This window comes from Siccirubricoccus soli (genome assembly GCF_024178315.1).
Classification (GTDB): domain Bacteria; phylum Pseudomonadota; class Alphaproteobacteria; order Acetobacterales; family Acetobacteraceae; genus Siccirubricoccus; species Siccirubricoccus soli.
Genome location: NZ_JAMZIK010000033.1, coordinates 24445 through 48454, shown reverse-complemented (window position 1 = coordinate 48454; position 24010 = coordinate 24445). Strand labels below are relative to the sequence as shown.

The 24010-nt window shown below is 69.7% G+C and carries 14 protein-coding genes and 2 pseudogenes; 11 read left to right on the top strand and 5 right to left on the bottom strand.

Annotated elements, in window-relative coordinates:
* Positions 1–65: 65 nt before the first annotated feature.
* The 8 genes from NJ376_RS06340 to NJ376_RS06305 all read left to right on the top strand — a co-directional run bounded on the left by NJ376_RS06340 (position 66) and on the right by NJ376_RS06305 (position 10274).
* Positions 66–839 carry an ImuA family protein gene (locus NJ376_RS06340; protein ID WP_252952398.1) on the top strand — a complete coding sequence of 258 codons (774 nt, stop codon included), beginning with the start codon at positions 66–68 and terminating at the stop codon, positions 837–839.
* A complete protein-coding gene (locus tag NJ376_RS06335; RefSeq protein ID WP_370287997.1) occupies positions 826–2556 on the top strand; it encodes a Y-family DNA polymerase in 1731 nt (576 codons plus the stop codon). The genes NJ376_RS06340 and NJ376_RS06335 overlap by 14 nt, the downstream gene beginning before the upstream one ends.
* Complete coding sequence (locus NJ376_RS29175; RefSeq protein WP_370287995.1) at positions 2553–3125, top strand: PHP domain-containing protein; 573 nt, start codon at positions 2553–2555, stop codon at positions 3123–3125. Before NJ376_RS06335 ends, NJ376_RS29175 begins: the two co-directional genes overlap by 4 nt.
* Before the next feature lie 948 nt (positions 3126–4073).
* Positions 4074–4958, top strand: a complete 885-nt coding sequence (locus tag NJ376_RS06325) for a hypothetical protein (RefSeq protein ID WP_252952397.1) — start codon at positions 4074–4076, stop codon at positions 4956–4958.
* Entirely contained in the window at positions 4955–5629 is a 675-nt protein-coding gene (locus NJ376_RS06320) for a hypothetical protein (protein WP_252952396.1), read from the top strand. Before NJ376_RS06325 ends, NJ376_RS06320 begins: the two co-directional genes overlap by 4 nt.
* A complete protein-coding gene (locus NJ376_RS06315) occupies positions 5586–7178 on the top strand; it encodes a hypothetical protein (RefSeq protein ID WP_252952394.1) in 1593 nt (530 codons plus the stop codon). Before NJ376_RS06320 ends, NJ376_RS06315 begins: the two co-directional genes overlap by 44 nt.
* Positions 7179–7191: 13 nt before the next feature.
* The gene (locus tag NJ376_RS06310) at positions 7192–8334 is read left to right on the top strand and encodes an ATP-binding protein (RefSeq protein WP_252952393.1); all 1143 of its coding nucleotides are present in this window, start codon (positions 7192–7194) and stop codon (positions 8332–8334) included.
* Positions 8331–10274: a TniQ family protein gene (locus tag NJ376_RS06305; protein ID WP_252952392.1), complete on the top strand. Its 1944-nt coding sequence runs from the start codon at positions 8331–8333 to the stop codon at positions 10272–10274. The genes NJ376_RS06310 and NJ376_RS06305 overlap by 4 nt, the downstream gene beginning before the upstream one ends.
* A 212-nt stretch (positions 10275–10486) precedes the next feature.
* Here the strand turns inward: NJ376_RS06305 and NJ376_RS06300 are convergent.
* The 4 genes from NJ376_RS06300 to NJ376_RS06285 all read right to left on the bottom strand — a co-directional run bounded on the left by NJ376_RS06300 (position 10487) and on the right by NJ376_RS06285 (position 19558).
* Positions 10487–11423, bottom strand: a protein-coding gene (locus NJ376_RS06300; RefSeq protein ID WP_252952391.1) for an IS630 family transposase whose coding sequence is annotated in 2 segments (ribosomal slippage) — positions 10487–11087 and positions 11086–11423 — 939 coding nt in all. Because the reading frame shifts where the segments join, the coding sequence is not laid out codon by codon here.
* Positions 11424–11818: 395 nt separating this feature from the next.
* Positions 11819–13693, bottom strand: coding sequence for an N-6 DNA methylase (locus tag NJ376_RS06295; RefSeq protein ID WP_252952390.1), 1875 nt, complete (start codon positions 13691–13693; stop codon positions 11819–11821).
* Between the two features lie 387 nt (positions 13694–14080).
* Entirely contained in the window at positions 14081–17398 is a 3318-nt protein-coding gene (locus NJ376_RS06290) for a DEAD/DEAH box helicase (RefSeq protein WP_252952389.1), read from the bottom strand.
* 480 nt (positions 17399–17878) lie between these two features.
* Positions 17879–19558 (bottom strand): hypothetical protein, encoded by a 1680-nt coding sequence (locus NJ376_RS06285; RefSeq protein WP_252952388.1) that lies wholly within the window; start codon positions 19556–19558, stop codon positions 17879–17881.
* Here NJ376_RS06285 and NJ376_RS29170 point away from each other — a divergent pair.
* From NJ376_RS29170 to NJ376_RS06270, 3 genes and pseudogenes are all read left to right on the top strand, one after another.
* A pseudogene (locus NJ376_RS29170) lies at positions 19455–20234 on the top strand (AAA family ATPase); the annotation flags it as partial. The gene NJ376_RS06285 and the pseudogene NJ376_RS29170 sit on opposite strands and share 104 nt — an antisense overlap.
* Positions 20235–20331: 97 nt before the next feature.
* Positions 20332–21042 (top strand): annotated as a pseudogene (locus tag NJ376_RS06275) (TniB family NTP-binding protein); the annotation flags it as partial.
* Entirely contained in the window at positions 21039–22328 is a 1290-nt protein-coding gene (locus NJ376_RS06270) for a TniQ family protein (protein WP_252952384.1), read from the top strand. The pseudogene NJ376_RS06275 and the gene NJ376_RS06270, both read left to right, overlap by 4 nt.
* 621 nt (positions 22329–22949) lie before the next feature.
* Here the strand turns inward: NJ376_RS06270 and NJ376_RS06265 are convergent.
* Positions 22950–23954 carry a Bug family tripartite tricarboxylate transporter substrate binding protein gene (locus NJ376_RS06265; RefSeq protein ID WP_252952383.1) on the bottom strand — a complete coding sequence of 335 codons (1005 nt, stop codon included), beginning with the start codon at positions 23952–23954 and terminating at the stop codon, positions 22950–22952.
* Positions 23955–24010: the final 56 nt, after the last annotated feature.

Sequence of the window (24010 nt, the reverse complement as noted above, 5' to 3'; positions counted from 1 at the left end):
GCTACCGCTTCGTCTTCTTCCACAACCCACATGTTCCCTGTACGTTCCTCTGCCGGAGGTAGGGCATGGGGCGGACAGGTCGGACGACGCTGTTGCAGGATCTGCGGGCCCAGGTGGCTCGCATCGAGCGGCGTGGCATGGCGCCGGGCGCGGCGACCCTTCCGTTTGAGGTCCCGGCGCTGGATGCGGCGCTGCCCGAGGGCGGCCTCGCCCGCGGCGCCCTGCACGAAGCCTGCGGCGCCGGTGCCGATGCCGGGTATGGTGCCGCCGCGGCCCTGTTCGCGGCAGGCATCCTGGCCCGGGCGGGCGGGCCGGTACTCTGGGTCTCCGAGCACTTCGACCTCTTTGCACCGGCGCTGGCGGGCGCGGGCCTCGACCCCGAGCGCGTGCTGCATGTCGAGGCGGGCCGCGACGTGCTGCTGGCAATGGAGGAGGGCCTGCGCCATCCCGGCCTCTCCGGCGTCGTCGGCGAAGTCTTCGGCCGTCTCGGCCTGACCGCCTCGCGGCGCCTGCAGCTGGCGGCCGAGGCCACCGGCGCCATCGCCTTCACCCTTCGTCGCAGCCGCAAGGACAGCGACGCCTCCCTTGCCGAGCCGAGCGCGGCGGTGACCCGCTGGCGCATCGCCTGCGTGCCCTCGGCCCCGCCACTGCCCTGGGCGCCGGACACCCCTGGCCTCGGCCGGGCGCGCTGGCGGCTCGACCTGCTCCGCGCCCGCGGCGGCGTCCCTGCATCCTGGATCGTGGAGGCCTGCGATGCGCAGGGTCGTCTCGCTTTGGCTGCCGACCTGGCCGACCGATCGGCTGCGCCGGAGGCGGAGCGGCGGCGTGCAGCCGGTTGAGGCACCACTGGTCACGCGGGCACATGACGGCCGTCGCCTGGCGGTCGCGGCGGCGAACCGGGCAGCGCTGCAGCTCGGCCTGCGGCCGGGCATGCCGCTGGCCCATGCCCAGGCCGTGGTGCCGGGGCTGGAGGTCGCCGTGGCCGATCCGGCGGGCGACGCCGCTGCGCTCGCCGACCTCGCCGCCTGGTGCCTGCGCTACGCGCCGCTGACCGCAGCCGACCCGCCGGGAGGGATCTGGATCGACACCACCGGCTGCGCCCACTTGCATGGCGGCGAGGCGGCCATGCTGGACAATCTCGTCACTCGCCTCGGGCGCTGCGGCATCGCCGCCCGCACCGCGCTGGCCGACACCCCGGGTTCGGCCTGGGCTTTGGCCCGGCATGCCAGGGCGCCGGTGACCGTGGTTCCGCCGGGCGGGCAGGCCGACGCCATCGCCCTGCTGCCGGTGGCGGCGCTGCGCCTGCCCGGTGAGACGGTGCGGGGCCTGCAGCGGCTTGGACTCGATCTGGTCGGGCAGCTGGTCTCGACACCGCGGGCGCCGCTGGCCCGGCGCTTCGGGGCGAAGGTGCTACGGCGGCTGGACCAGGCGCTGGGGCATGCGCCGGAGCCGATCACGCCGGTGGTGCCGCCGGATGCCGTGCAGCATGCGTTCGCCTTCGCCGAGCCGCTGCTGACCGCGACGGCACTGAGAATTGCCATCGACCGGCTGGCCGAGGCGGTCTGCGCCGCCCTGGCGCGGGCGGGGCTCGGCGCCCGCCGCCTCGATCTACTGTTCGAGCGGGTGGACGACATCGCGCAGGTCGTACGCGTCGGCACCGCGCGGCCCAGCCGCGACCCGCGCCACCTCGCCAGGCTGCTCGGGGAACGCCTGGAGACGGTGGAGCCGGGCTTCGGGGTGGCGGCGATGCGGCTGGTGGTCACCCTTGCCGAGCCGCTCGGCGCCGTGCAGGCCGCGGTCCAACTCGCCGATGCCGCGGCGGCCGAGGCGGCTCTGGCGCCGCTGGTTGACCGGCTCGCCGCCCGCTTCGGCACGGCGCGGGTGTTCCGCGTCCTGCCCGTCGAAAGCGACGTCCCGGAGCGCTCTGTCCAACGGGCGGCACCCTTCGACGCGGCAAGGATGCGTGGGTGGCCCTCGGACCTACCGCGCCCGGTACGTCTGCTGGAGCCGCCGCAGCCGGTCGAGGCGCTGTCCGCGCTGCCCGGCCGTCCGCCTGCCGCCTTCACCTGCGGCGCGGGGTGCGGCGCGCCGACGGGCCGGAGCGGATCGCAGGTGAATGGTGGCGCCGCGACGGCGAGCGGCACGCGGTGCGCGACTGCTGGGCCGTCGAGGACGAACTGGGCTGCCGATACTGGCTGTTCCGCCGCGGCGACGGCGCCGACCCGGCCACCGGCGACCTCCGCTGGTTCCTGCACGGCCTGTTCTGACCTTTTCCTCGCCTTCCCCAAGGAGAACCCCTGTGCCCGAGGATCCGAGCCTGCGCCCCGCCACGCCCAAGGAGATCGCGGAGACGCTGTCCTTCGCGCTCCGCTACGACGGCCGCAGGCGCGTGCACCACGCCGACGACGTGATGGCCTGGGTCACCGCCGAGCGGCTGGTGCGGCAGCTCGAGCAGTCCGGCTACGTGCTGATGAAGCGCCCCGACGCCGCGGCACCTACCATCGGCAGCCATCCCGGCCGGTGCGGACTGGCGGCGGCGGCCACGCCGGGTCATGAACGGCTACGCCGAGCTCCAGGTCACGACGAACTATTCCTTCCTGCGCGGCGCCAGCCACCCGGAGGAGCTGTTCGCCCAGGCCCCCGCGCTCGGCGTCACCGACCGCAACAGCCTGGCGGGCCTGGTCCGCGCCCACCGCTGCGCCCGGGAGACCGGCGTCCGGCCGGTGGTCGGCTGCCACCTCGGCCTGACCGACGGCGCCGAAATCCTTGTCTACCCGACCGACCGGACCACCTACGCCCGGCTCTGCCGCCTGCTGACCCTCGGCAAGGGCCGCGCCGGTAAGGCGGGTGCCATGTTCCTCGGACGACCTCGTAGCGCATGGAAAGGGGCTGCTGGCCCTCCTGGTGCCCGGCCAGCCGGACAAGGAATTGGAGGGCCGGGCCGCCTGGCCCGGTTGCGGGCCGGGTTCGGCGACCGCGCCTACCCCGGCGCTCTGCAGCGTGCCATCCGATGCCGCCTTGGCGTCGTAGAGCAGGAAGGGTTCCCGCCACGCCAGGCCGCAACGATGGGCGGTCGCATGCAGGGGGTGCAGGAGCTCCGACAAAGGATAGGCTCGCAATTATAGAAATCCTTGTGGCGTATATAGAAATCCTTGTGGCGTAGCGCGCCCGGCCAAGGAACCCTACGGAAGGCGAGTTCCTGCCCGTCCCGATCTGAGTGCTCAACCGAATCACGGGCGGTCCAGTCTCTTACAAGGAAACGAGGCGTCAGTGTGGGCAGTGGCCCCTTACAACCTGCCCGACGCCGCGCATGCAACTGCGGGAGCACCGCAACGGCAACGCTCGGCATCATCGCCATTTCTACGCATCGAATGGCCTCCATGGATTTGCCGCAGCAACTTGCCGGTCAAGGAAAAGGCAGCGTCGGGCAGGGGTGGTGGGCTGCGCGGGCGTGCAGGCGGCCAACTTAAACCACTGACCGCCAAAGACTGAGGTTTCGGCTACTGCCTCAAAATATCCTTGTAAAACACAACAACGCACCTCGAATCCTACACACAGTTGTCAAGTATAGATTCACATCAAGGGGCTTATAGGCAAGGATTCGCCAACGGCCATCGCCCTCAAAGACCCCGCCTCAAACACCCCGCTCGTGTACAACGCGCAACAACTTTCTGCGCAAGTGTGACGACATCAACCATTTGTTACAATTTTTTCTATGGCTTTCGGTCAATGATTCGAGTCACACTACGAATTGTTGAATAATTACTATGTGGAGGCAGGCGACGAGCGATGGTTCAGAGGGAGGCGAATGGGAGCGAAGGTGCCGAACTGCGTACGCGGGCCACAGGCCTGCCCGGACGTAAGCGCTTCAAGCTGAAGGTTCGGCGGAAGCACCACACGTTTTCGCCTGAGGCGCTGGTGGGGGGGTGCGAACCTGAGGCACCGGCGTTCGCTCGGGCGTGCGATCAAGCGTTTGGGGCGGCGTTTCCTCACCAACATGGCTCGACTGGCATACGCTCCCGGTACCGATCCGCAGCGGGCCGCGCAAAGAAGTTTGCCGACCGGGAAGGCGCATGATGGTCAAGCTGCGAACCGCCCTCGCCCGGGCGCGCCTGGGCCTTCCGCCATTGCACGCGCAGGTGGCATTTTTCCGCCTCCCCGAGATCGAAGTGCCTGTTCGATCGGCGGTTTCCGTGGCCCCTGGGATCCCCACGCTGCTCCTCGCCGCGGAGAGGGCGTGGGCGCCGCGGCGCGCCGGGGGCGAAGACGTGCAGTTCGTCGCGAGGAACGAGGAACTCGACTTCGCCCTCGGGCACCTGCCGACGTACCGCTTCAAGGCGCACCGAAGCACGGTGGCCCGCCCCTGTTTCTTTTGGAGCGAGGTTAACGGCCGCCGGGTGTGGGCCGAGTCCACCAACCAGGACGACCTCCAGCACGGCTGCGAGGTCGACCCCGCGGTTGAAGCGTACTGCGAGGAACCGGTCCGCATGCGGGTCCGGCTGCCGGACCGATGGACGCCGTACCCGGCCGACACCCTCGTCCGGGTCGGCGGCGAACTCTGGTTCCTGGAGGCCAAGCCCGCCCGCGTTCTGGTGGAGAAGCCGCAGGTTGCCGAGCGGTTGGAGGCCATCGGGACCGCGCTTTCGGCTGCGGGCTACGGCTTCGCCGTCGTGACGGAGCGCGAGTTCCGGGAGCCCGTCCGACGCGCGAACGTCTCCCGGATCTATGCCGAGACCCACCGCCCTATCTCCCCGGCTATTGTTGGGGAGGTCCTGCGCGCCGTCCGGGAAGGCGCAAATGCGGTCGGCAAGGTCCAGGTGCGGACCGGCGCAGAGCTCCCGGACCTCTGCGCGATGGCGCGCCGGTGGCTCATCGGTCTCGGGATCGATGGTGTCCCGCTAGGCAACGGGACGCCGGTTTCGCTGCGGGCATCGCGTTCGGCGGGAAGCCCGCGATGAGGGTGACAAGCTTCATCAGGACGACCCGCTTCCGGCTCGATGGCCGCTTCTACGTCCTCACGGAGAAGAGCCTCACGGAGGACGGCGAGCCCGCCTGGATTGCACGCCGCGACGACCAGGTGGCCGTCCTGTTCGCGGAGGAGGTGCTGCTCCTGCGCTACGCGGAACGGGACCTGGATTTCGTGGTCGTGTCACAGGACCAGCCGAACGTGCCTGCCCGGCCCGAGGTGCCGCCCGACCTCGACGAGTTCGCCCCCGGCGACCGCGCCCGCATCACCGTCAGGCGGGCCTTCCTCATGGCGCTGCCCCGCAAGCTCCGCGAGGCCAACGTCGACGACACGCCGCGCTCACTGCGGCGCGGGGCGCCCGCAGCCACGGCCGCCATCGAGGAAGCATGGCAGAAGGCGACAGGCGCCGCCAAGGCGAGAGCGACCACGCTGTTAGCCCAGCCCGAGCCCGGCCCGCTGAACCGCAAGCTAGCGAAGCGGTTGCTGGCGGAGGCGGAGGGCACCGCACCGGCACCGAAGACGATTGCGGCATGGCGGCGGCTCGACGATCCACAGAACTCCGCGGGGCTCGCCGGGAAGCTGTCGAATAGCGGCAATCGCAAGCAGATGCCCCCCCTGGATGCACGACATCATCGACCGGACCGCGCGCGCAGAGCTCGATAAGTTGCTCGTCGCGAACCCGGACGTCACACGGGACGGGGCCATCGCTCGGACGATGGTCGCGGTGGACACGGCCGTCAAGGCGCACGTCGCCAAGAATCCTTTGGACGGCCACGGCAAGGTTAGCGTTTCCCGCCAAGCTATCTACCGTGCATGGCGCCGTTTCGACGCGCATGAGGTGCATCTCGCGTTGCACGGGCCGCAGTCCACGAAGAACGCCTTCCGGCACACCTTTGGCGCCGAGCGCCCGGACCGCGCCATGGCAGAGGTGGACTACGACGAGACGCGGTCGAATACCTGGGTGGCTCACGATCAACTGGGGATCGTCCTCGGCAAGGCGACGATCGGCATCTTCCGCGACCGGGCGACCAACGGGCTGGCGGGCTACTCCCTCGGCTTCGAGCCCGCGTCGTTATCCACCTTCACCTCGGCACTGAGACATGCGCTAGTTCCGAAAGCGACGGTGGCCCACCTTTATCCCGCGACCAACCACTTGTGGCTGCCTGGCGGCGTCATGGGCCGCATCCACATCGACAACAGCCTCCAGGCGTGGTCGGACACTGCCATCGGAATCTGTGATGAGCTCAGGATCGCGGGGCGTTTTGCACGGGTCCGGTCCCCTACCGACAAGCCATGGGCCGAGGGCTTCTTCAGCGCGCTCGAGGGCAACCTGGAGCGGCTTGTCCCCGGGTACGACCGCCGCCGCGCGGGGGACGTCGACGCGTACGATCCAGCTGTCCACCAAGCAGTCAGCCTGTCCTCCCTAGACAGGCTGTTCCACCAGTGGGTCTGCGATGTCTTGCACCAAACCCACGTCCCGCGCCTCGGAGCGACCCCGGACGAGTTGTTCCGCCATTTCACCCTCGAGCACCCCGTCCTGTACCCGGCCAGCCTCGACGAACTTGACCGCATACTCGGCGACGAGCGCGAGGCCACGGCCGACCACAACGGCATCTGGTGCCAGAGCATCCTGTACCGGCACAGCGACGTGCTCGCCCTCCGGCTGCTCACGGGCGACCACGTCCGGGTCCGCGTCAAGGTGCCACGGCATGACCTCGAGCACATCTACGTCCAGTGCCCACGTTCTCGCGCCTGGGACCGCATTCCGGCGACGGATGATTTCCGCGTCTACGCGAAGGGTCTGACGCAGCACGTCCATGACCTCGTGCGGAAGTCGCTCAAGGACGACGACGGCGAGCGGGAGCCCGGCGTGCGCAAGCTCTCCGAGGGGCTCAGCTCTCTCGTCAAGGCGGTCGAAATGCTGGTGGTGGAGGCAAAGCAAGGGCGCTACCAGCAGCGCCTCGGCCGCGTGCTCGGCGCGGAGGCCCCGCATAACGCGCTCCTCGCGCGGCTTCCCTCGATGGAGCGCGTGCGGGAGCAGATGCCGCAACTCCTGGAACCCCCGGGCCGCGGTGGGCGGGTCACGGTTTCTGAGGTCCCGGACGACATGCCGCCGCTCGCGGGAGAGCCACCTGTGGCGTCCCCGGCGGTTCCCCAGCCCACTCACAATGCGATCGCGGTCACGGAGTTCGGTGACGACCTGTTCCGTTGAAGGGAGAAGAAAAATGTCCGGAAATGCCGAAGAGAAGAAGGGGAGAATGGCCGGGCGTCCCGTCCGAGGCTCGATGGCGAGTTCCTACGCTGCCCGAATGGACGCCATCCGTGTGCCGCACGATCGCTTCAGGAAAGCAGCCGAATCCATCGGCAGGACCATCCAGTACGCTGGCTCACTCAAGGAGGTCCCGTGCCGAATGTTCTCGGGCCCTGCGGGCGTCGGGAAGAGCACCTTGGCGGAGGCGCTGCAGGGGCTCTACCCGGCCGTCCCGTCGAGGGAGGCCCCTCTCGACACGGATCCCGACGAGCCGCTCGTGACGGCGCCGAACATGCCGGTGGTTGTGCTAAACATGCCGACCGACCCGAACCCCATGAACGTTTGCAGGGCCATTCTCGAGGCGCTCGGCGACCCGGACTTCGATGTTGGCACCAAGGCCTCTTTGGAGAAGCGCCTTGAACGGTGCATCAAGCACATGGGGGTCTGCGCCATCCTTCTGGATGAGGCGCAGCGCCTCGTTGACCGGGCCAGTGTCAAGGCGGGCCAAGCAATCCTGGACTGGATGAAAGACCGCCAGGCGAGAAGCCGTATCGTTTTCATCCTCGTCGGGTTAGGGCGCTTGCGGAACGTGTTCGGTGACCCTCAGATCTGGCGACGCTACGACGCGGTCGTCCGCCTGCTTCCCTATGAGTGGAGGGATGACCGACCCGAGAGCAACGACAAAGACCGCGCAGACTTCCTGGGCCTCGTGAAAGCTGTGCAGAGGAAGTCTCCGCTCCCATTCAGTAAGGAGGTGGACGTCAGCTGTCCCGAGGCGGACCTTATTCTCGTTGGAAAACGCTTCTTCTCTGCCTCTCAAGGGCGTCCCGGGCTACTGATGAAGGTGCTGGTCAATGCCGCCCAGCAGGTGGACAACGGCCGCGCCCCACCCCTGATCACCCGAGAACTGCTAGCAGTCGCATTCGACGAGGCAATCGGTGAGCGACCCGAATGGCCAAACCCATTCAGCAACGGCTGGCGAGGCGAGATGTGCCCGCCAGTCGAGGACGACTTCCAGCCGCCCGACATCTTCGCCAACCGCCTCCCGAGGCGACGCGGACGCCGCAGCCGGTCCAGCCAACTGGCCGACGCCCGGCAGAGCCTGAGGAAGCGATGAGCGGCGGGCTTCGCCGGGGCGTGCGACCGGACGAACGCCGCCTCCTCCTCCAGACCCGGCCGCTGCCGGGACGTGAAACCATCCGCGGCTATCTGCTGCGCGCGGCGGAAACCAATGTGGTCGGCGGCATTTCGAAGCTGTGCCCGGGCAGCCGCTTCGCGATGCAGCTCGGATGCAAGGGAGCCGACCTGCGACGTATCGGTGCTGTGACCGGCGCAACTGAGGATGAACTTGAGGCGGTTCGCCAGTCGCGAGTACCCGGGCGGAGACGGCGGGTTAGGTTTGGGACGGCGGGCCCGGTCAGGATCGGAGAGTTGGACGCTCGCGGGGCAAGCATCTGTCCGGAGTGCGTCATGCGCGACGGCGTGGTCGAACGAGCCTGGGAGCTGAGGCTCTTTCTCGTCTGCCCAGAACACAAGCGCTTCCTCGTTAACTGCTGTCCGACGTGCGGTCAGACGCTGGATTGGGGTCGCCCAGAGGCGGCGTTGTGTCGCTGCGGGGCGGACCTAGCGCAAGCTAGGGGTAAGCCGGTGCAGGATGGGGTACTTTTGGACCTGCACGCCCGTCTATTGAGCCTGTCGCGAGGCAAGTCCGGCGGAGACCAGCCGACGCTCGGCTCCTTGATGGTCGCCACAGAATTGCTCGCCTTCCTTATTGCCCACGAACGCGAGACACCCGGTGACGTGCAATCCTGGCGACGTACGCAGCTCACCAAGGATCTGCCTGCCGACGTGGCGACGGACGTCTCTATAGTTGCGCCGATCATGCTTGAGTGGCCCGTGAGATTTAGGTGTTGGCTCGCGGCAAGAAGGCAGGAAGATCCGGCCCGCATGACCGTACGAACCGAGTTCGGGCAGACCTTCAGCCGGATAATGCAAGTGCTTCCAAGAGCAGATTTCGGCTTCCTACACGAGGAGGTACTCTCTTACCTTGCAGAAAATTGGCCCTCTGCCCGCCCATACAGGCGCCCGGCCGACTTCAAGCAGGAGTTTCCCGCCAGGCCTTTGTTCCTGGACCGGCAGGGGGCAGCCAAGTTGCTGGGAGTTTCGCACAAGGCGATCGCAACTCTTGTACAGAATGGCACCCTACCAGGGCGAAGGCGTCGAAAGGGGAGCCGTGCTACGGAGTTGATCGAGCGGTCGGAAGTCGAGGCGCTGGCCTTACGGGCGGCGAACTCCCTCGACGCAGCCGCAGCGGGTAGTTTCCTCGGTACCACCGCAAACCTAGTATTGCGGCTTCGTCGCGCCGGTATTCTCCCGGCTGTGCGACTGCCGATTGGGAACCGCATCCTCTTCCGATTCGAGGACGTTTGCCTTCGAGAGTTCGTTTCGCGCCTGGAGGCCAGGGAGACCGACGCGCCAATTCCGGCAGACACTCCCCTTATCTCCTTAGCTGAGCTAGCCGCATCCAGGATGTACAAGGCAGTACCGCTTATGCGGCAACTCCTCGGCGGCGAAAGTCCGTCTCTTTCGCGGATGTCGGACGGACAAGCGCCACCGTTTCTCCGCCTTGGAGTTACCAAGGCTAGCTCTTTTTGGCTGCGCGCGAACTTCATTCGCCGACAAGTTGCGGGCGAGACAGGGCAGCTTCTTGGTGTCCGCGAAATCGCGAAGCTGCTGTCCACCCGCACCGAGGTGGTTGGTGCCCTGGTCGGCGCGGCCCTTTTTGCCGCTCCGATCCAGAACGGGAGGCTCGAGGCCCGGAGCATAACTTACAGCGCCGTCCGCGCCTTCCTAAAGGAGTACAGACTTACTGGGCACCTCGCTCAACATAGGCGCGTCCGGATGGAGCCAATGACTCGCCACTTGGTGGAACGTGGCCTCACGCCCATCCCTCTCGGGATCTCCAAGCAGCCATTCCAGGCAGTTTGGCGGGTGCAAGAACTCCGATCCGCGGGTGTTCACGTGCATCCAGTCGGAAAGGCCTCAGCCACGCGGTAGCTGTCCCCCATTGCAGGTCGCCGAGCCAACGCCGCCTTCGGCTGGATCAGCAATCGGAGTGCAGGATGAATGGAGGGCCGAACGTAGCACGAAAGGTCAGCCACGCCGTCGAGCCGTTGCGTTCCTTCGTGACACCGGCCGATTCGATTTTGATTAGCAGCGCGGGAGGCGATTGCCCATCGCGCCTCATGCCTCTCTAGAGCGGTTTCCAATCAGTCTGCGTCGTACCCGGCTGCGGTGAAGTAGTTGGCGCATTCCGTCGGGGTGAAGGTCTCGATGATGCGGCCGATGGTGCGCCAGAGCCCGTCGATGCTGCGCTCGGCCGCCTTGCGCAGCATCGCTTTCAGCTTGGCGAAGGCTTGCTCGATCGGGTTGAAGTCGGGGCTGTAGGGCGGGAGGTAGAGCAGGCCCGCACCTGCAGCCTCGATAGCTGCCCTGACGGAGGCGCCCTTGTGGCTGCCGAGGTTGTCCATGATCACGACGTCGCCGGGCCGCAACTCCGGCACCAGGACCTGGTCGACGTAGGCCTGGAACAGCTCGCCGTTGATCGGCACATCCAGCACCATGGGCGCGACTATGCTTGTGTTGCGCAGCCCGGCGACGAGAGTGGTGGTCTTCCAGTGCCCGGCAGTGCGCAGACGCTCGCCTCGGGGTGCCCGGCCGTGAGTGCGGGCCAGGTTCGTCGAGGCCCAGGTCGCGTCGATGAACACCAGACGGTCGGGATCGAGGTCGACTTGGCCTTCGAACCAGTCCCAGCGTCGCTTCAGGATGTCGGGCCGGTCCTGCTCGGCGGCATGGGCCGACTTTTTTGCGTGTGATGCGGTGCCGCCGAAAGAACCGCCACAGCGTGCCGATGCCAGCCGACACGCCCTCGTTCGCCAACTCGGCCCGGATCTCCTTCAGCGTCATGTCGGACTTTCGGCCAACAAGGCGCAGAATAAGCTCAGCATGTGCCTCGATCCGTGCCGAGCGCCGGTCGCCACCGAGCGGCCCTGGCGCGACCGAGCCCGCATCTCGCGCCAGCGCGGCCCAGCGGATCGCACTGGCGGCACTCACCCCGAAGCGGGCCGCCGCCGCCCGGCAGGACGCCCCAGCCGCCACCGCCGCTGCCACTCGTTCCCGCAGATCCACCGACAGCGCCTTGGACATGCCCACCTGCCTCCCTCGCCGAGGGCAACTGAATCACCCCCGGGCGCTCGCCGAGGTCACAAGCGATCCAGTCAGGCAGGAAACCGCTCTAGTGCTTGCCGATCGCTCTGCCCGGAAGGCCACGTCGATCCCGGAGCTCTCTCGTGTATAGGAATGTGCGCCTAGACTGCTCGGGCTGAGCAGAGAGCTGCAGACGGTTGTTCAAACTTTAGGTGACGGTCCCCTGCGTGTCCCACTCATTGTGTCAAGCCAAGCCGCATCTTTGTGTCACGGATGTTGGTAACTGACGGATTTTGCTTGTGGTCAGAGATCAATCTTTGAGTCACACGCCAGTAAGCTGCCGTAGCAACGACCCCTGAGACGCTGCGGCAGCTCTGCTTGCCAACACTGGGTAGTCAGGCGCGCTTTTCCTCGGGGCAGCCTCCGCTCGCGGACGGCCCCGGCCTTCGGCCGGGGTTTTTCTTTGCCAACACTCGGGCGACTGAGTCCCCAGTGTCAGCACTGGACCGGGGCATCCATGACATGCCCTCGGCTCTCGCCCGGCCGCGCTGAAACGCCTCCGCCCCACGGCCCGGAGAGTCGTGGCCCGACGCAAGTTCTGGCCTAAACGGAAGCCGCCCCAGGATATAACCTATAGACGATAAGTGCCTCCTCTGAGTCGCACGAAAGGTTGGGTTCTCCATGTTATTCGGCCGCCGGAAGGGAAGCGCGCAACCGAACGGCTTCGGCAAGATCGAGGCCGGTGGGCTCGCCCTTATTTCCTCCGGGGCCGGGGCAATCGCGCCCGGGACCAAGGACCTCATCGTGGCAGGGGCCAACAAGTACGTTGGCGTGGGCATGAACCTGGACACGGCCACTTGGCTGGGCGTGTTCCTGATCGTCTGCGGCTTCCTGCTGGTCGGCCCGCACCTCCTGAGAGGTGGCGGCCCAAGCGAGGGCAAGATCCCCGGCGCCTGCTTGCCTTCCGCCATTTCTCCCTCAGCCGCTCGATTCCAGCGAAGCTCGACGGCAGCTCCCTCCCCCAGGCGCTTCGCTCCCTGACGCTGATCCAGGTCGACTGCGACCAGACGCGGCAACTGAGCGACGGCGCGGAGAAGATCAAGGATGCCCTCCAGGTTCAGGAGGAGGCGCTGGAAGGCGTCTTCACGCACCGGAAGCACGTGGCGGCGGATCTCGGACTCACCGGAACCGGCGCCCCCAGCGAACAGGGGCGAGCCGTTCAGGACGATGCCGAGGCGGCTGCCGCCCTCCTGCGTCGGGCGCATCTTCGAGATGAGGTGCAGCAGGAACAGCATGGAGCCATCAGAGACCCGCGGCAGCCCGGGGCCGAACCGCCCGGCATGGCCGAGCTGCTCGTGCTCGCGCCGGACCACCTTTTCGACCTTCTTCCACTCCACGCCGAAGGGCGGATTGGACAGCATGTAGTCGAACTTCCGCCCGGCGTGGCCGTCGTCGGACAGGGTGTTGCCCTGCACGATGTTGCGGATGTCCTGCCCCTTAATGAGCATGTCCGCCTTGCAGATGGCGAAGGACTCGTCGTTCAGCTCCTGCCCGAACATGGTGAGCTGGGCCGCCGGGTTGTGCTCCAGCAGATGCTCCCCGGCGACCGAAAGCATGCCGCCGGTCCCGGCTGTCGGGTCGTAGATGGTCCGCACCACCGGGGTGCCCGGGGTCAGGATCTCGCTGTCCTCGATGAACAGCAGGTTCACCATGAGCTGGATGGCGTCGCGCGGGGTGAAGTGCTCGCCCGCGGTGCCGTTGGACGCCTCGGCGAACTTCCGGATCAGCTCCTCGAAGGCGAGGCCCATGTCGTGGTTGCTGACCGTGGACGGCCTGAGGTCGAAGCCCACGAACCGCTCGGTCACTTGGTAGAGCAGCCCGGCCTTCCACAGCCGGTCGGCCCGCTCGGCGAAGCGGAACCGCTCGAAGATGTCCCGCACCGCGGGGGAGAAGCCTTGGATGTAAGCGGCCAGGTTCGTGGCCAGGTTGTCCTGGTCCCCCATGAGCTTCCGCATGTCGAGCGGCGATGTGTTGACAAAGCGCAGCCCGGCGACCCGGAGCAGGAAGGGCTCGGGGTTCACGCCCATGGCCTCCTTGGCCGCCTTCTCGGCGAGGACGGCCTCCTTGGTTGGGGCCAGCACGCAGTCCAGGCGCCGGAGCACCGTGAAGGGCAGGATGACCTCGCCGTACTCGGCGGGCCGGTAGTCGCCCCGGAGGAGGTCGGCGACCGACCAGATCAGGGACGACAGGGAGGTGACGGACTGACTCATGCGCCGGGCTTGCCCCTGGAACCGGACGGCAAGCCATTCCGCCGCCCCTCTCTACGTCAGGTTACAGCGGGAGCGGGATGGGGACGCAAGGAGTACGGCCCGGTTTTCCTTGGCGGGCTTCAGGTCCGCAAGGATTCGCCCTGACGGGGGGCGCAAGCCAGCCCGTGCCGACACTCCGGGCCAAGTGCTGGGCAGACGGATGCCACCCCAGCCACCGGCTCCAACACGCGGCACCGCGCCGCCGCGGCAGCAGGGCGATGGCATTGGCCTGCCGGATTGCTCCGCGCGGCCGTGTCCGGCCCCGGCCCGTTCTGCCGCAGCGGCGCGGGCACCCTGGCCACGGAGAACTCCACTGCGGGGGATCCGCCGCCTACGAACGCGACCCACTCAGATCGCGCGCGGGCGCTTGGCCAGCATGCCGGGCGGGCGCGCCGGGGCCAGGGTTGGCGATGCCTCCAAGCTGGCCCGCATCGCCTCGGCCGACGAGCGGAACCCCTCGATGCCGCCCATGGCGGAGCGGACCCGCGGCTCGCGCATCCAGGCGTCCCAGTCGCCGACGACGTAGAGCCGCCGCTTCGCCCGGGTCACCGCCACGTTCAGCACGTTGGGCGTGCCCGCCGCCCAGCGGATCGCGCCCGGCGTCTTGCCGCCGAGCAGCAGGACGACCGCCTCCGCCTCCTTGCCCTGGAAGGTGTGCACCGTGCCGACGCAAGCGCGCAGCCAGGCGTCCACGGCCTTGCGGGGGACGCCGGGCGCCCACCAGCCCCGGCGCGAGGAGAGCAGTCGGCGCAGGCCGTCCGCCGCGGTCCGGAAGGGCGAGATGACGTAGAGGTCCGGCAGCCCGTCCGGCCGCGCCCCCTCGGCCCAGCCGCGGACCATGAACTCGCGGACGATGGCCGCCGCCATCTCGGCGTGCGCGGGCATGAAGTGGCCGTCGCCGCCCCGGTCGGTCGGCATGTCGATCCAGCGGCTCGGCCCGAGCAGCGGCCGCGGCGGGATGCCGCGGGCCGGGTCGCCCTCGGTGATCCGCCTCTCCTGCTCGGCCTTTCCGTCGCCCAGCACCATGCCGCCGCCGTAAGCGATGGCGTTCGAGATGGAGAACATCGGCTCGACGCAGCGGCGGTGCACCACAAGCGGCGAGCCGACCCAGACCTCCTCGTCGCCGCCCGCGATGAAGGTGCCGAAGGTGTTGTTCCTGTCGGCCAGCACCTGCATCGACGTCACGGTCGAGCGGTGGACGGGGTGCGCGCCGCGGCGCTCGTGCAGCCGCCGGTCCACCTCCTCGTCGAGGGTGATCACCGGCTCGACCTGCAGCGGGTCGCCCACCACCAGCGCGCGCTTCGCCCGCATCAGGGCGCCGACGGCGTGCTGCGGCACGGCCTGCCCGGCCTCGTCCACGATCAGCCAGCCGATGCCGCCCGCGGGCAGGGTGGCGAAGCAGCGCCCGAAGGAGGCGAAAGTGCTGGAGAAGACCGGCACCAGGATGGCCAGCGTGGCCCACAGGTCGAGCGCCGCGGACGGCTCCGGCCTGATCTCGCCGCCGACCATCTTGAGCGCCAGGCTCAGGTTGCGCCTGAACTGCCGGGCGGCGCCGCCGATGAACGCCTGGTGGACGCCCAGCGCGCGGACGAACACCTCGGCCCGCGCGGCGTCCAGCGCCTTGCTGCTGCGGGGCAGCCGCTGGTGCATGCGTTCCCGCGGCAGTTCCAGGGTCGAGGCGATGTCGGTGATCCCGCCGTGGGCTCCGGCGATGCGCGCGGCCGCGCGCCGCGCCTCGTCCGCTGCCCGCCGCAGCGCCGCCTCGTCCGCCGCTGCGGCGGCCACGGCGGCCTCCGCCTCCCGGAGGCGCTTGGACACCTCGCGTCCGCGGGCCACTGCGGCCTGGAGGGCGGCCGACGCCTCGGCGCGGCGGCGCACCGTCTCCTCGTGCGCCGCGCGGGCCGCGGCCGCGGCCCGCGAAAGCCGGAGGGCCGCGAGCATCCGCGCCACAAGCCCCGGCCTACCCAGATCCACGTCACGATCAGCCGCCGCCAGGATCTCCCGGGCGGCCGCGAGGTCGCCCTCGGTGGCCGCGGAGTCCCGGCGCGCGGCCTCGGCGTCCCCCTCGGCGGCGCGGCGGCGCTCGCCCGCCGCCCCCGCTTCGGCGTCCGCCAGCGCGGCGGCCTCGGTCTGCCGCTCGTGCTCGGCGATCTCGTCCTTCAGGCGCCGCACCTCGGCCAGGGCGGCCTGAAAGGCCGTCCTCGCCGCGGCCCAGTCGGGGCGCCCGAGTTCCCCGAGCTGGCGGAAGATGTTGGACGGCGCGTCGCGCCACGGCCGGGAGCCGTCCCCCTCGCCGGGCGGCACCTTCTCCTTGGCGCGGAGGACGGCGCAGAAGGCGCCGCGGTTCGCCCTGTTCCCCAGGGCGGCGGCGATCAGCCCCCATGCCTCCCGGGGCCTGACCGGCTCCGCCTCGGCGTCCTCGTCCTCCGCCTTGGGGCGCCGGTTCAGCAGCGCGGCGGCAGTCTCCGTGAACCGGGCGCAGTCGGCGCGGCGCGCGGGCGGGATCTTCGCCGCGTCCGGCAACTCGCGGGTGACGTTCTCGACGGCGCCATTGTTGCTGCTGGCCACCACGATGGTGAAGTCGCGGAACCGGGAGTCCGGGGTGAACCCCTCCTCCTCGGCCATGGACCGGCCGACCTGGCGGAACGCAGCGGCGGGGGAGCGGAACTCCGCCATCAGCCGCGCCCGCTCGACCACGACCGCGGCGACGACGTCCGCCAGAAGCGTCGTCTTGCCGGTGCCCGGCGGGCCGTTGACGGAGAAGATCCCGCCGTCCGACAGGCGGGCCAGCCCCTCGTTGACCGCGACCTGCTGCATCAGGGTCAGCGGGAACTCGCTCGGCCAGCGGCCGTCCGGCAGGCGCGCGAGGTCGAGCGCGTGGCACATCTCCTCGGGCCGCAGGCAGTCGCGGCGGCCCTGGCCGCGGCCGTCGCGCAGGTACCCGGCGACGAGGCCGCATGGCGCCCCGCGGGAGGCGGCGTCGATCGCGGCGGACAGGTCGTCGTAGTAGAAGCCGTTGACCGGCGGCAGCTCGGGGTTCCGCCTGCGTCCCTCGCGGTCGACCAGGGCTCTGCTGACCACGACGGCCTCGACCGCGCCGCCCACCGGGGGCGGCGCGCCCAGCAGCGACGCGGCCTTCCTGGCCATGGCGCGGACGAAGTCCATCCCGACTGGGTCATCCTCGTTCCCCGGCTGCCGCCTCCGCTCCTCCAGCAGCCGCTTCTGCTCCTCGAAGAATTCGAACAGGCGGTCGTGGTAGCCGGAGACGTCGGCACCCGCGAGCTCGGCGAAGTGGACGGCGAACGCCGCCAAGTGCGCGTCCGGCCGGAACTCGACCTCCTTCAGGTCCGGGCCGACCTCGAGGACGCCGAGGAAGGTCAGCGGCCCCGTCTTCGCCCGACGGCCGTCATCGCGATCCTCGGGCTCCGCGGCACCGAGCAGCCCGCGCAGCGCCCGGTCGTAGTCGCCCCGCGGGACGATCCCGAACCGCACGAAGTGGACCGCGGGGTTGGGGATCCGCTGCCCCCGCTCCCAAGGCAGCGCGCCGTCGCGCACGTAGCGGACGGTGTCCTCGGGGCCGTCGGCCTCGTCCTCGACGGAGGGGGCGGTCAGCGCCTCGACGTCGCGCCAGTAGCGCAGCGTCCTCAGGTCGTTGTCCCGGCCCATGTCCTTCCCCCTTTGCCCCCAGCAGCGGCTACGCCGCGCGGCCCCTTGGGGTCAACCCACGGTAGCCCGTGCCGTTCCCCGAGGGAGCCCCGTGGGAGGCGGCATCCCGCGCCGCCGAAGCGGGCGTGGCCGTCCCGTCGTGCTGGTGACGACCGATGGCAGGCTGGTGAGCCGGTAGCCGTCCGCAGCGGAGCGCCGGAGTCGGGGGAACCCGCGCACGACTGGCTCCGATTGGATCGGGTATGGTTCCACCGATGGTGTGATCCACGTGGTGGGCGAAGAGGTCGGCCCTGAGCACCCATTTGTGCCCAAACCAGCCGACCTCTGCTGCCCCTGACACCGGCATCCTCAACTGAGACCGGGGTACCACCTCTGACACGTGGACGAGGTGCCCGTTGGCGCCGAGGCCGTGCAGGATCTGGGCGCGCTCGTCGTTCAGGTCGGTCTCAGCGCCCGACTGTCATCGACCGATCGCCGCGTTCACCGTGGCGCCCCCAGCAGGGGATCCGCGCGTCGGCACGAGACGGCGTGCCACGTCAGGAACGCAGCCCTGAACAGGGTAACGAAAGCTTCCACCAGCTCCGGCTTGCGCATGAAGCCAAGCGCGCGGTGCTGGGCGTGATTGCGGATGAGGACGGCCTCGAGCAGGTCGCGGCAGGCCAGCTCGTCGCCTGGGGCGGTCAGAACGGTCCTGAGCATGGCCATCTTCGCCCTGAACTCGGCTTCGGAGTGGCTGCGCAGGACTCCCTGCTGCCTCATCCGCTCCATCACGTCGGGGATGCGGCCTGTCCCGCTCCACAACTCCTTCAGCTTAGGGTAGAGAGTGGACTCCGTGGAGCCCAAGGCGTTCGCCATGTGCTCCACGGCCGCCGACATGCCCAGGACCTCGCGCCCGGCGGCGGCGACAGCATGCCTGTCGTGTCTCCGGTGGAAGGCCATCAGCGCGCCGAAGTGCCAGAACACCTGGATCAGGTCGTTCGCCTCCAGCCACGCGAGGAAGACCGCGGCGTCTGCCTCGGTCGGCGTCGGCAGCAACTGACCAAGGGAGGCCGTCAGGTCCGGCAGCACCCGGTGCCGCAGGGTTCCCATCGCACTCTCGTGCTGCTCGGCGAGCCAGTCCGGAAACAGCTCACGTAGGGGACCGTCCGGGCCACCGGTCGCGGCGGCGATCTGCTCGAATTCCATCCCCCTCGCCTTGAGAAGCCGTATCGCGCCCTCGACCAGCTCCCGGTATGCCTCCTCAACGCGGGGACGCCCGGCATCCTGGTGCTCGATAGCACGCTCGGCGGCCCATCGAATCATCCGGGTCACGTCACACTCCACGACACCGTGGCGGCTCAGCGCCTCCTCGGCGACACGCGCCTCCTCCTGCGTGAGGGACTCGTAAGCCAAGCCCGCGATGACGAACGTGCCATCGGCCCCGTCCTCGCTCTCCGCCACGTTCAGGGCTCTTTGGGCGTAGGTCTCGAACCAGTTCGCCGCCTCGAGCGATTGCCGATGTTTGGCGAACGAGCTGACGTCGTAGCGGTGATGCCACGCGAACACCTCAGGAAGGTCTCCTTCCGCTTGACCACGAAGCGCCCCGGCGAGCGCGCGACCTGTCGCCCAATCAGGCGCGTGCAGAACCTTGCGGTGATGCCACGCGAACACCTCAGGAAGGTCTCCTTCCGCTTGACCACGAAGCGCCCCGGCGAGCGCGCGACCTGTCGCCCAATCAGGCGCGTGCAGAACCTTGCGGTGATGCCACGCGAACACCTCAGGAAGGTCTCCTTCCGCTTGACCACGAAGCGCCCCGGCGAGCGCGCGACCTGTCGCCCAATCAGGCGCGTGCAGAACCTTCAGGCCGCCGGACGCGACCTCGTACAGGTGCAGCGCCTGCCAGCGGCGGTAGACCGGGACGCAGGCGTCGTAGTCGAGGAACTCCCTGCCGTCCGGGAACCTGCCGACATGCACGGGGCCGTAGATTCCCGCGACCGCTGGCACCACGGCAGGATCCTCGAAGAACTCCCCCGCGCCAGATGGCGGGTCGTCGTACGGGTGCAGGCGCGACACCTCAATGCCGCGATGCGCCCAGCGGTCCACGCGCCGCCCCAGCTCGTTGAGCGCCGCGACCCTGGGCGTGTCCCCCTCGGCGAGCAGGCCCGGGTCGGCGCGCCGCACGCGCCCTTCCCGATCTCGCCCCGCGGCGCGGACGAACCCTGCATTCCCGGTGGGAGGTGAGGCGATGCCCGACACCGCCATCGACACCCCGGTCCCGGCCGCCCAGCCCGCCGCGACGGCACCGCATCCCGTGGACGGCGCCATGCCCACCGGCGACGCGCTGGATCTCGCGCTCGAGGGCCTGAGCGGCATGGACGAGGCCGTCCGCTGGGGCAAGGACGTCGGGCGCGACCTCGCCGACTACGCGCGCGGCGCGCTGCCCTGGCGGGACGTGGACCGGGGCGCGGTGCTGGTCGGGCCGACCGGGACCGGCAAGACCACCTTCGCGCGGGCGCTGGCCGCGCACTGCGGCGTGCCGCTGGTGACCGGCTCGCTCTCGGCGTGGCAGGGCGCCAAGGACGGGCACCTCGGCAGCCTGCTCGGCGCCATGCGCGAGACCTTCGAGGCCGCCCGGAAGGCGGCGCCCTGCATCCTGCTCGTGGACGAGATCGACGGCTTCGGCGACCGCGCCGCCTTCCGGGGCCGGGACCGTGACTACGCCATCCAGGTGGTCAACGCCTTCCTCGAGGAGCTGGACGGCGCGACGGGCCGCGAGGGCGTCGTCGTCGTGGGCTGCTGCAACGACGCCAGCCGCCTCGACCCCGCCATCCTGCGCCCCGGCCGCCTGGAGCGCCTGATCCGGGTGCCGCCCCCCGACCAGGCCGCCCTCGCCGCCATCCTGCGCCACCACCTCGGCGGCGCCCTGCCCGGCGCCGACCTGTCCCGCGACACCGTCCGCGGTGGTGGCGGGTCTCCTGCAGCAGCTCGACGACCCGGACCCCGACACCGGGACCTATCTGGCGCGCCTGAGACGCGCGCTGCGCCTCATGGAGCAACAGCGGACGGAGTTGCTGATCTGCGACGAGATCCAGCACCTGATCGACTCCGATACCCACAAGATCGACTACAGGACGGCCGACATCCTCAAGACCATTGCGAACGCGCGCGTCTGCTCGCTGCTTGCCGTCGGCCTCCCCCACGCCAGCCGTGTCCTGATGTCGAACGAGCAGATCGACGAGCGCTGCTTCCCGACCATCACCATCGAGCCCTTCGACTGGTTCCTGGAGGAGGAACGGGAGGAGTTCCGCGTCATCCTCATGGCGTGGGAGGAGGCACTCGACCTGCCCGAGCCCTCGCATCTCGGCCGAATGCCCATGGCACGGCGCATCGCGTACTTCTGCCGCGGCCGCATCGGAAGGGCGCACCGGCTGATCCGGCTCGCCTACGTGCGGAACCGGATGCGGTCGGAGCCGTCGAGGTTTCTCGACCTGGCGCTCCTCGCGGAAACCGCCGACGCCATGGACATCCACAAGTCGCCGAAGCCGCTCAACCCGTTTCGCGTGGACCCTCCAAAGCATTGGGAGCCCGCCCTCGCGCAGGATCCAGTCCAGGATGGGCGGCGGCCAGGCAAGCGGCGCCAGCCTGACGCGGACCCGTTCGCATGAGCGACGAGGCCCCGCCACCGCCGGATGGGCCGCGCCGCCTGCCCCTGCCCGTTGACCGCCTGGTTGGGGAGAGCCTCCCGAGCCGGGTCGCCCGGACCGCGAAGGAGCACGGCTTCAGCAGGCCCTTGCGCGTTCTCAAGCCGCTGGGGGTCGGCACCAAGCACCTGGCCTCCCTGGCCCTGAAGGGGGCGGATGTCGACCACCTCGGCGAGTATCTCGGCATGGACCCGGGCGAGCTCGACATTATGTGCTACGGCGACGGTACGACCCGCACCGTGCTCGGCCACGAGTTGCACGCCGACCTGGTCGCCGTGCGGACCCGACAGGCCTGCCCGGCCTGCCTCGCCGAGAATGCCTACCACCGCGCGCTGTGGGACATGACGTTCGTCACGGCGTGCCCGGTTCATGGCACCCGGCTGCTCGACCGCTGCCCAGCCCCCTGCTGCGGAAAGCCGCTCGGCTGGAACTTGGCGGACCTGGCGCACTGTTCCAGCCTCAGCTGCACCGGGGACCTCCGGGAAGCCACACCACCGCGCGTCCCGGAAGCCGAACTCGGCGGGGTCCGCGCCCTCTACCGCCTGCTCACCGACGGCGCGTGCCCGGAGTGGGGCGAGCAGGTCGCGGCGCTCCCCGTCGGCGAGCAGCTGCTCCTGATGTTCCATGTCGGCTTGGTCGCCCTGGGGCACGAGCGGGTCACGCGCCCTGTTCACTTCGTGAGCCGCCATCCGGACGAGGTCCACCTTGTCCTCGAAGCGGGGTGGCGGGCCTGCCAGGAGTGGCCGCGTGGCTTTGAGGCGCTTCTCGACAAGCGGCGCGCTCGCGCGGAGGAGGCGGCGCGGAAGCGGCTCGACCGCGCCGCGAGCGAGGCCCTTCGCTCCCTGATCGGCGCCGCGGTTTGCCGGGAGCTTGGCCCGGGGATGGTGCAGCGCCGGGCCGTGCTTCGGGACGACGCCACCGGGGGGCGCGTGCAGGTGATGACGGCCGGGAACAACGGCGTCGCAGGCACCTACCTGTTCCAGGTCCGCCGGACGCAGACCCAGGAACTTGCCTCCGCTCCGCGTGCCCACGTGGCGCTCGGCTTCGCCGACCGCTCGGATTTCCTGCTCGTGCCGTGGGGCGAGTTCGCGGCGCATCTCGAGCGGCTCGGCGGCGTGCCGGAGTCCGGGCCCCGGCTGCTGGTCCTGCGCGCGGCGCCTGACGGCACGCTGTCCCCGTTCGGCGCGTGGGCGCGACCGGTGCGCCGCACACGGCGAGGGTCCGGTGGCCACGGCGGCCCCGGCACGTAGGGAACTCCGTGCCGACCGATCTCCTGGAGGTCTTCGGTGTCGGAATGCTCGTGATGGACGAGCTGCCCGGCGGCACCGAAAGGGTGGCTCCGGAGCGTGACCTCTGATCGACAGGGCGCGTGCTTTCCTGGCGGCCACTCGGGAATCCGGGAGCGAGGCGCTCCCGGTGACCCCCGGGCCAAGGCCGTTCTTCCCGGCCTGTCCTCGGAATCCGAACTACCGGAATGGGCGGCGAGGGACCGGGTGCCGCCCGGAGCACCGGACCAGCAACCGCAGGCGCCGCTCGATTCGCCAGTAGCCGGGCTGACGCGCTACCCCTCCGCGCGGCGGCGCTTCCGGCGTAGCCCGCGAATCCTTTGCTGACGCAGCGTGCCCGCATCAGGGCGGCCGCGAACCTGGTGGGCGCTCGCCGCCGAGGGACGAATCCTTTTGGGTGCGCGGCAGCCTATTGCGTCACGGATGCGGTCCGCGGCAGCGTACTACGAAGCGCGCGGCAATCTTCACCGTCAGGGCATCGTTGAGATCATTGGATTTTTCGGTGCCGGGCGGCAGGGTATTCGGGAGTCCGACACGTCCACGGCACCGCTGCGCGGTGCCGTGGACCCTCCGGCCGGGCAGGGATCAGTCGGCGGTGATGCCGGTGGCGCGGATCACCTCGCCCCAGCGGCGGATCTCCGCGGCGATGAAGGTCTCATAGGCCTCCGGCGTGGTGCCGCCATCCGGCTTCAGGTTCGGCGGGTTGCCGCCGAGCTCCCGGATGCGCGCGACATAGGCGGGATCGCGCGTCACCACATCCAGCTCGCGGCCCATGCGCTCGATGACCGGCCGCGGGGTGCGCGCGGGGGCCTGGATGCCGAACCAGCCCGTCGCCTCCGCGTCCTTCACGCCGGCCTCGGCGAAGGTCGGCACATCCGGCAGCGCATGCGCCCGCTCGGCCGAGGTGACGGCAAGCGGCCGCAGCCGGCCGTCGCGGATATGGCCGATGCAGGACGGCATGTTGTCGCAGGCGGCATCCAGCCTGCCGGCCACCGCCTCCACCAGCATCGGCCCGGCGCCGCGATAGCCGACATGCACGATCCTGACCCCGGCGCGCAGCTTGAACAGCTCGAAGGCCAGATGGCCGGAGCCGCCGCTGCCGGCGCTGCCGTAGTTCAGCGCATCCGGCCGCGCCTTGGCGGCGGCGATCAGCCCGGCCAGGTCCCGGATGGGCGAGGTGGCCGGGACGAACACCACGTTCGGCACGCGGATCAGCAGCGCCACGGCGGCCAGCTCCTCCGGCCGCACCGGCATGCGCTCACCGAACAGGGTGTAATTGATGGCGGCGGTGGAGATGGCGTTGACCAGCATGGTATAGCCATCGGGAGCGGCGCGCGCGACCATCTCCGCCGCGATGTTGCCGCTGGCGCCGGGGCGGTTCTCCACCACCACCTGCTGGCCGAGCCGCTTTCCGACCATCTCCGCCGCGAGCCGGGCGGCGATGTCGGTGGTCCCGGCGGGCGAGAAGGGCACCACGAAGCGAACCGGCCGTGACGGCCAGGCGGCGTCCTGCGCGGCCGCGGCGAATGTGCCCGGCAGGGCCGGTGCCGCAAGGCTGGCGTTCAGCACGCGGCGGCGCGTGATGCGCATGGCGATATCCTCCCGATGCCGTTGACCGGCATTGCGACGCATGATGCCGAGGCGCC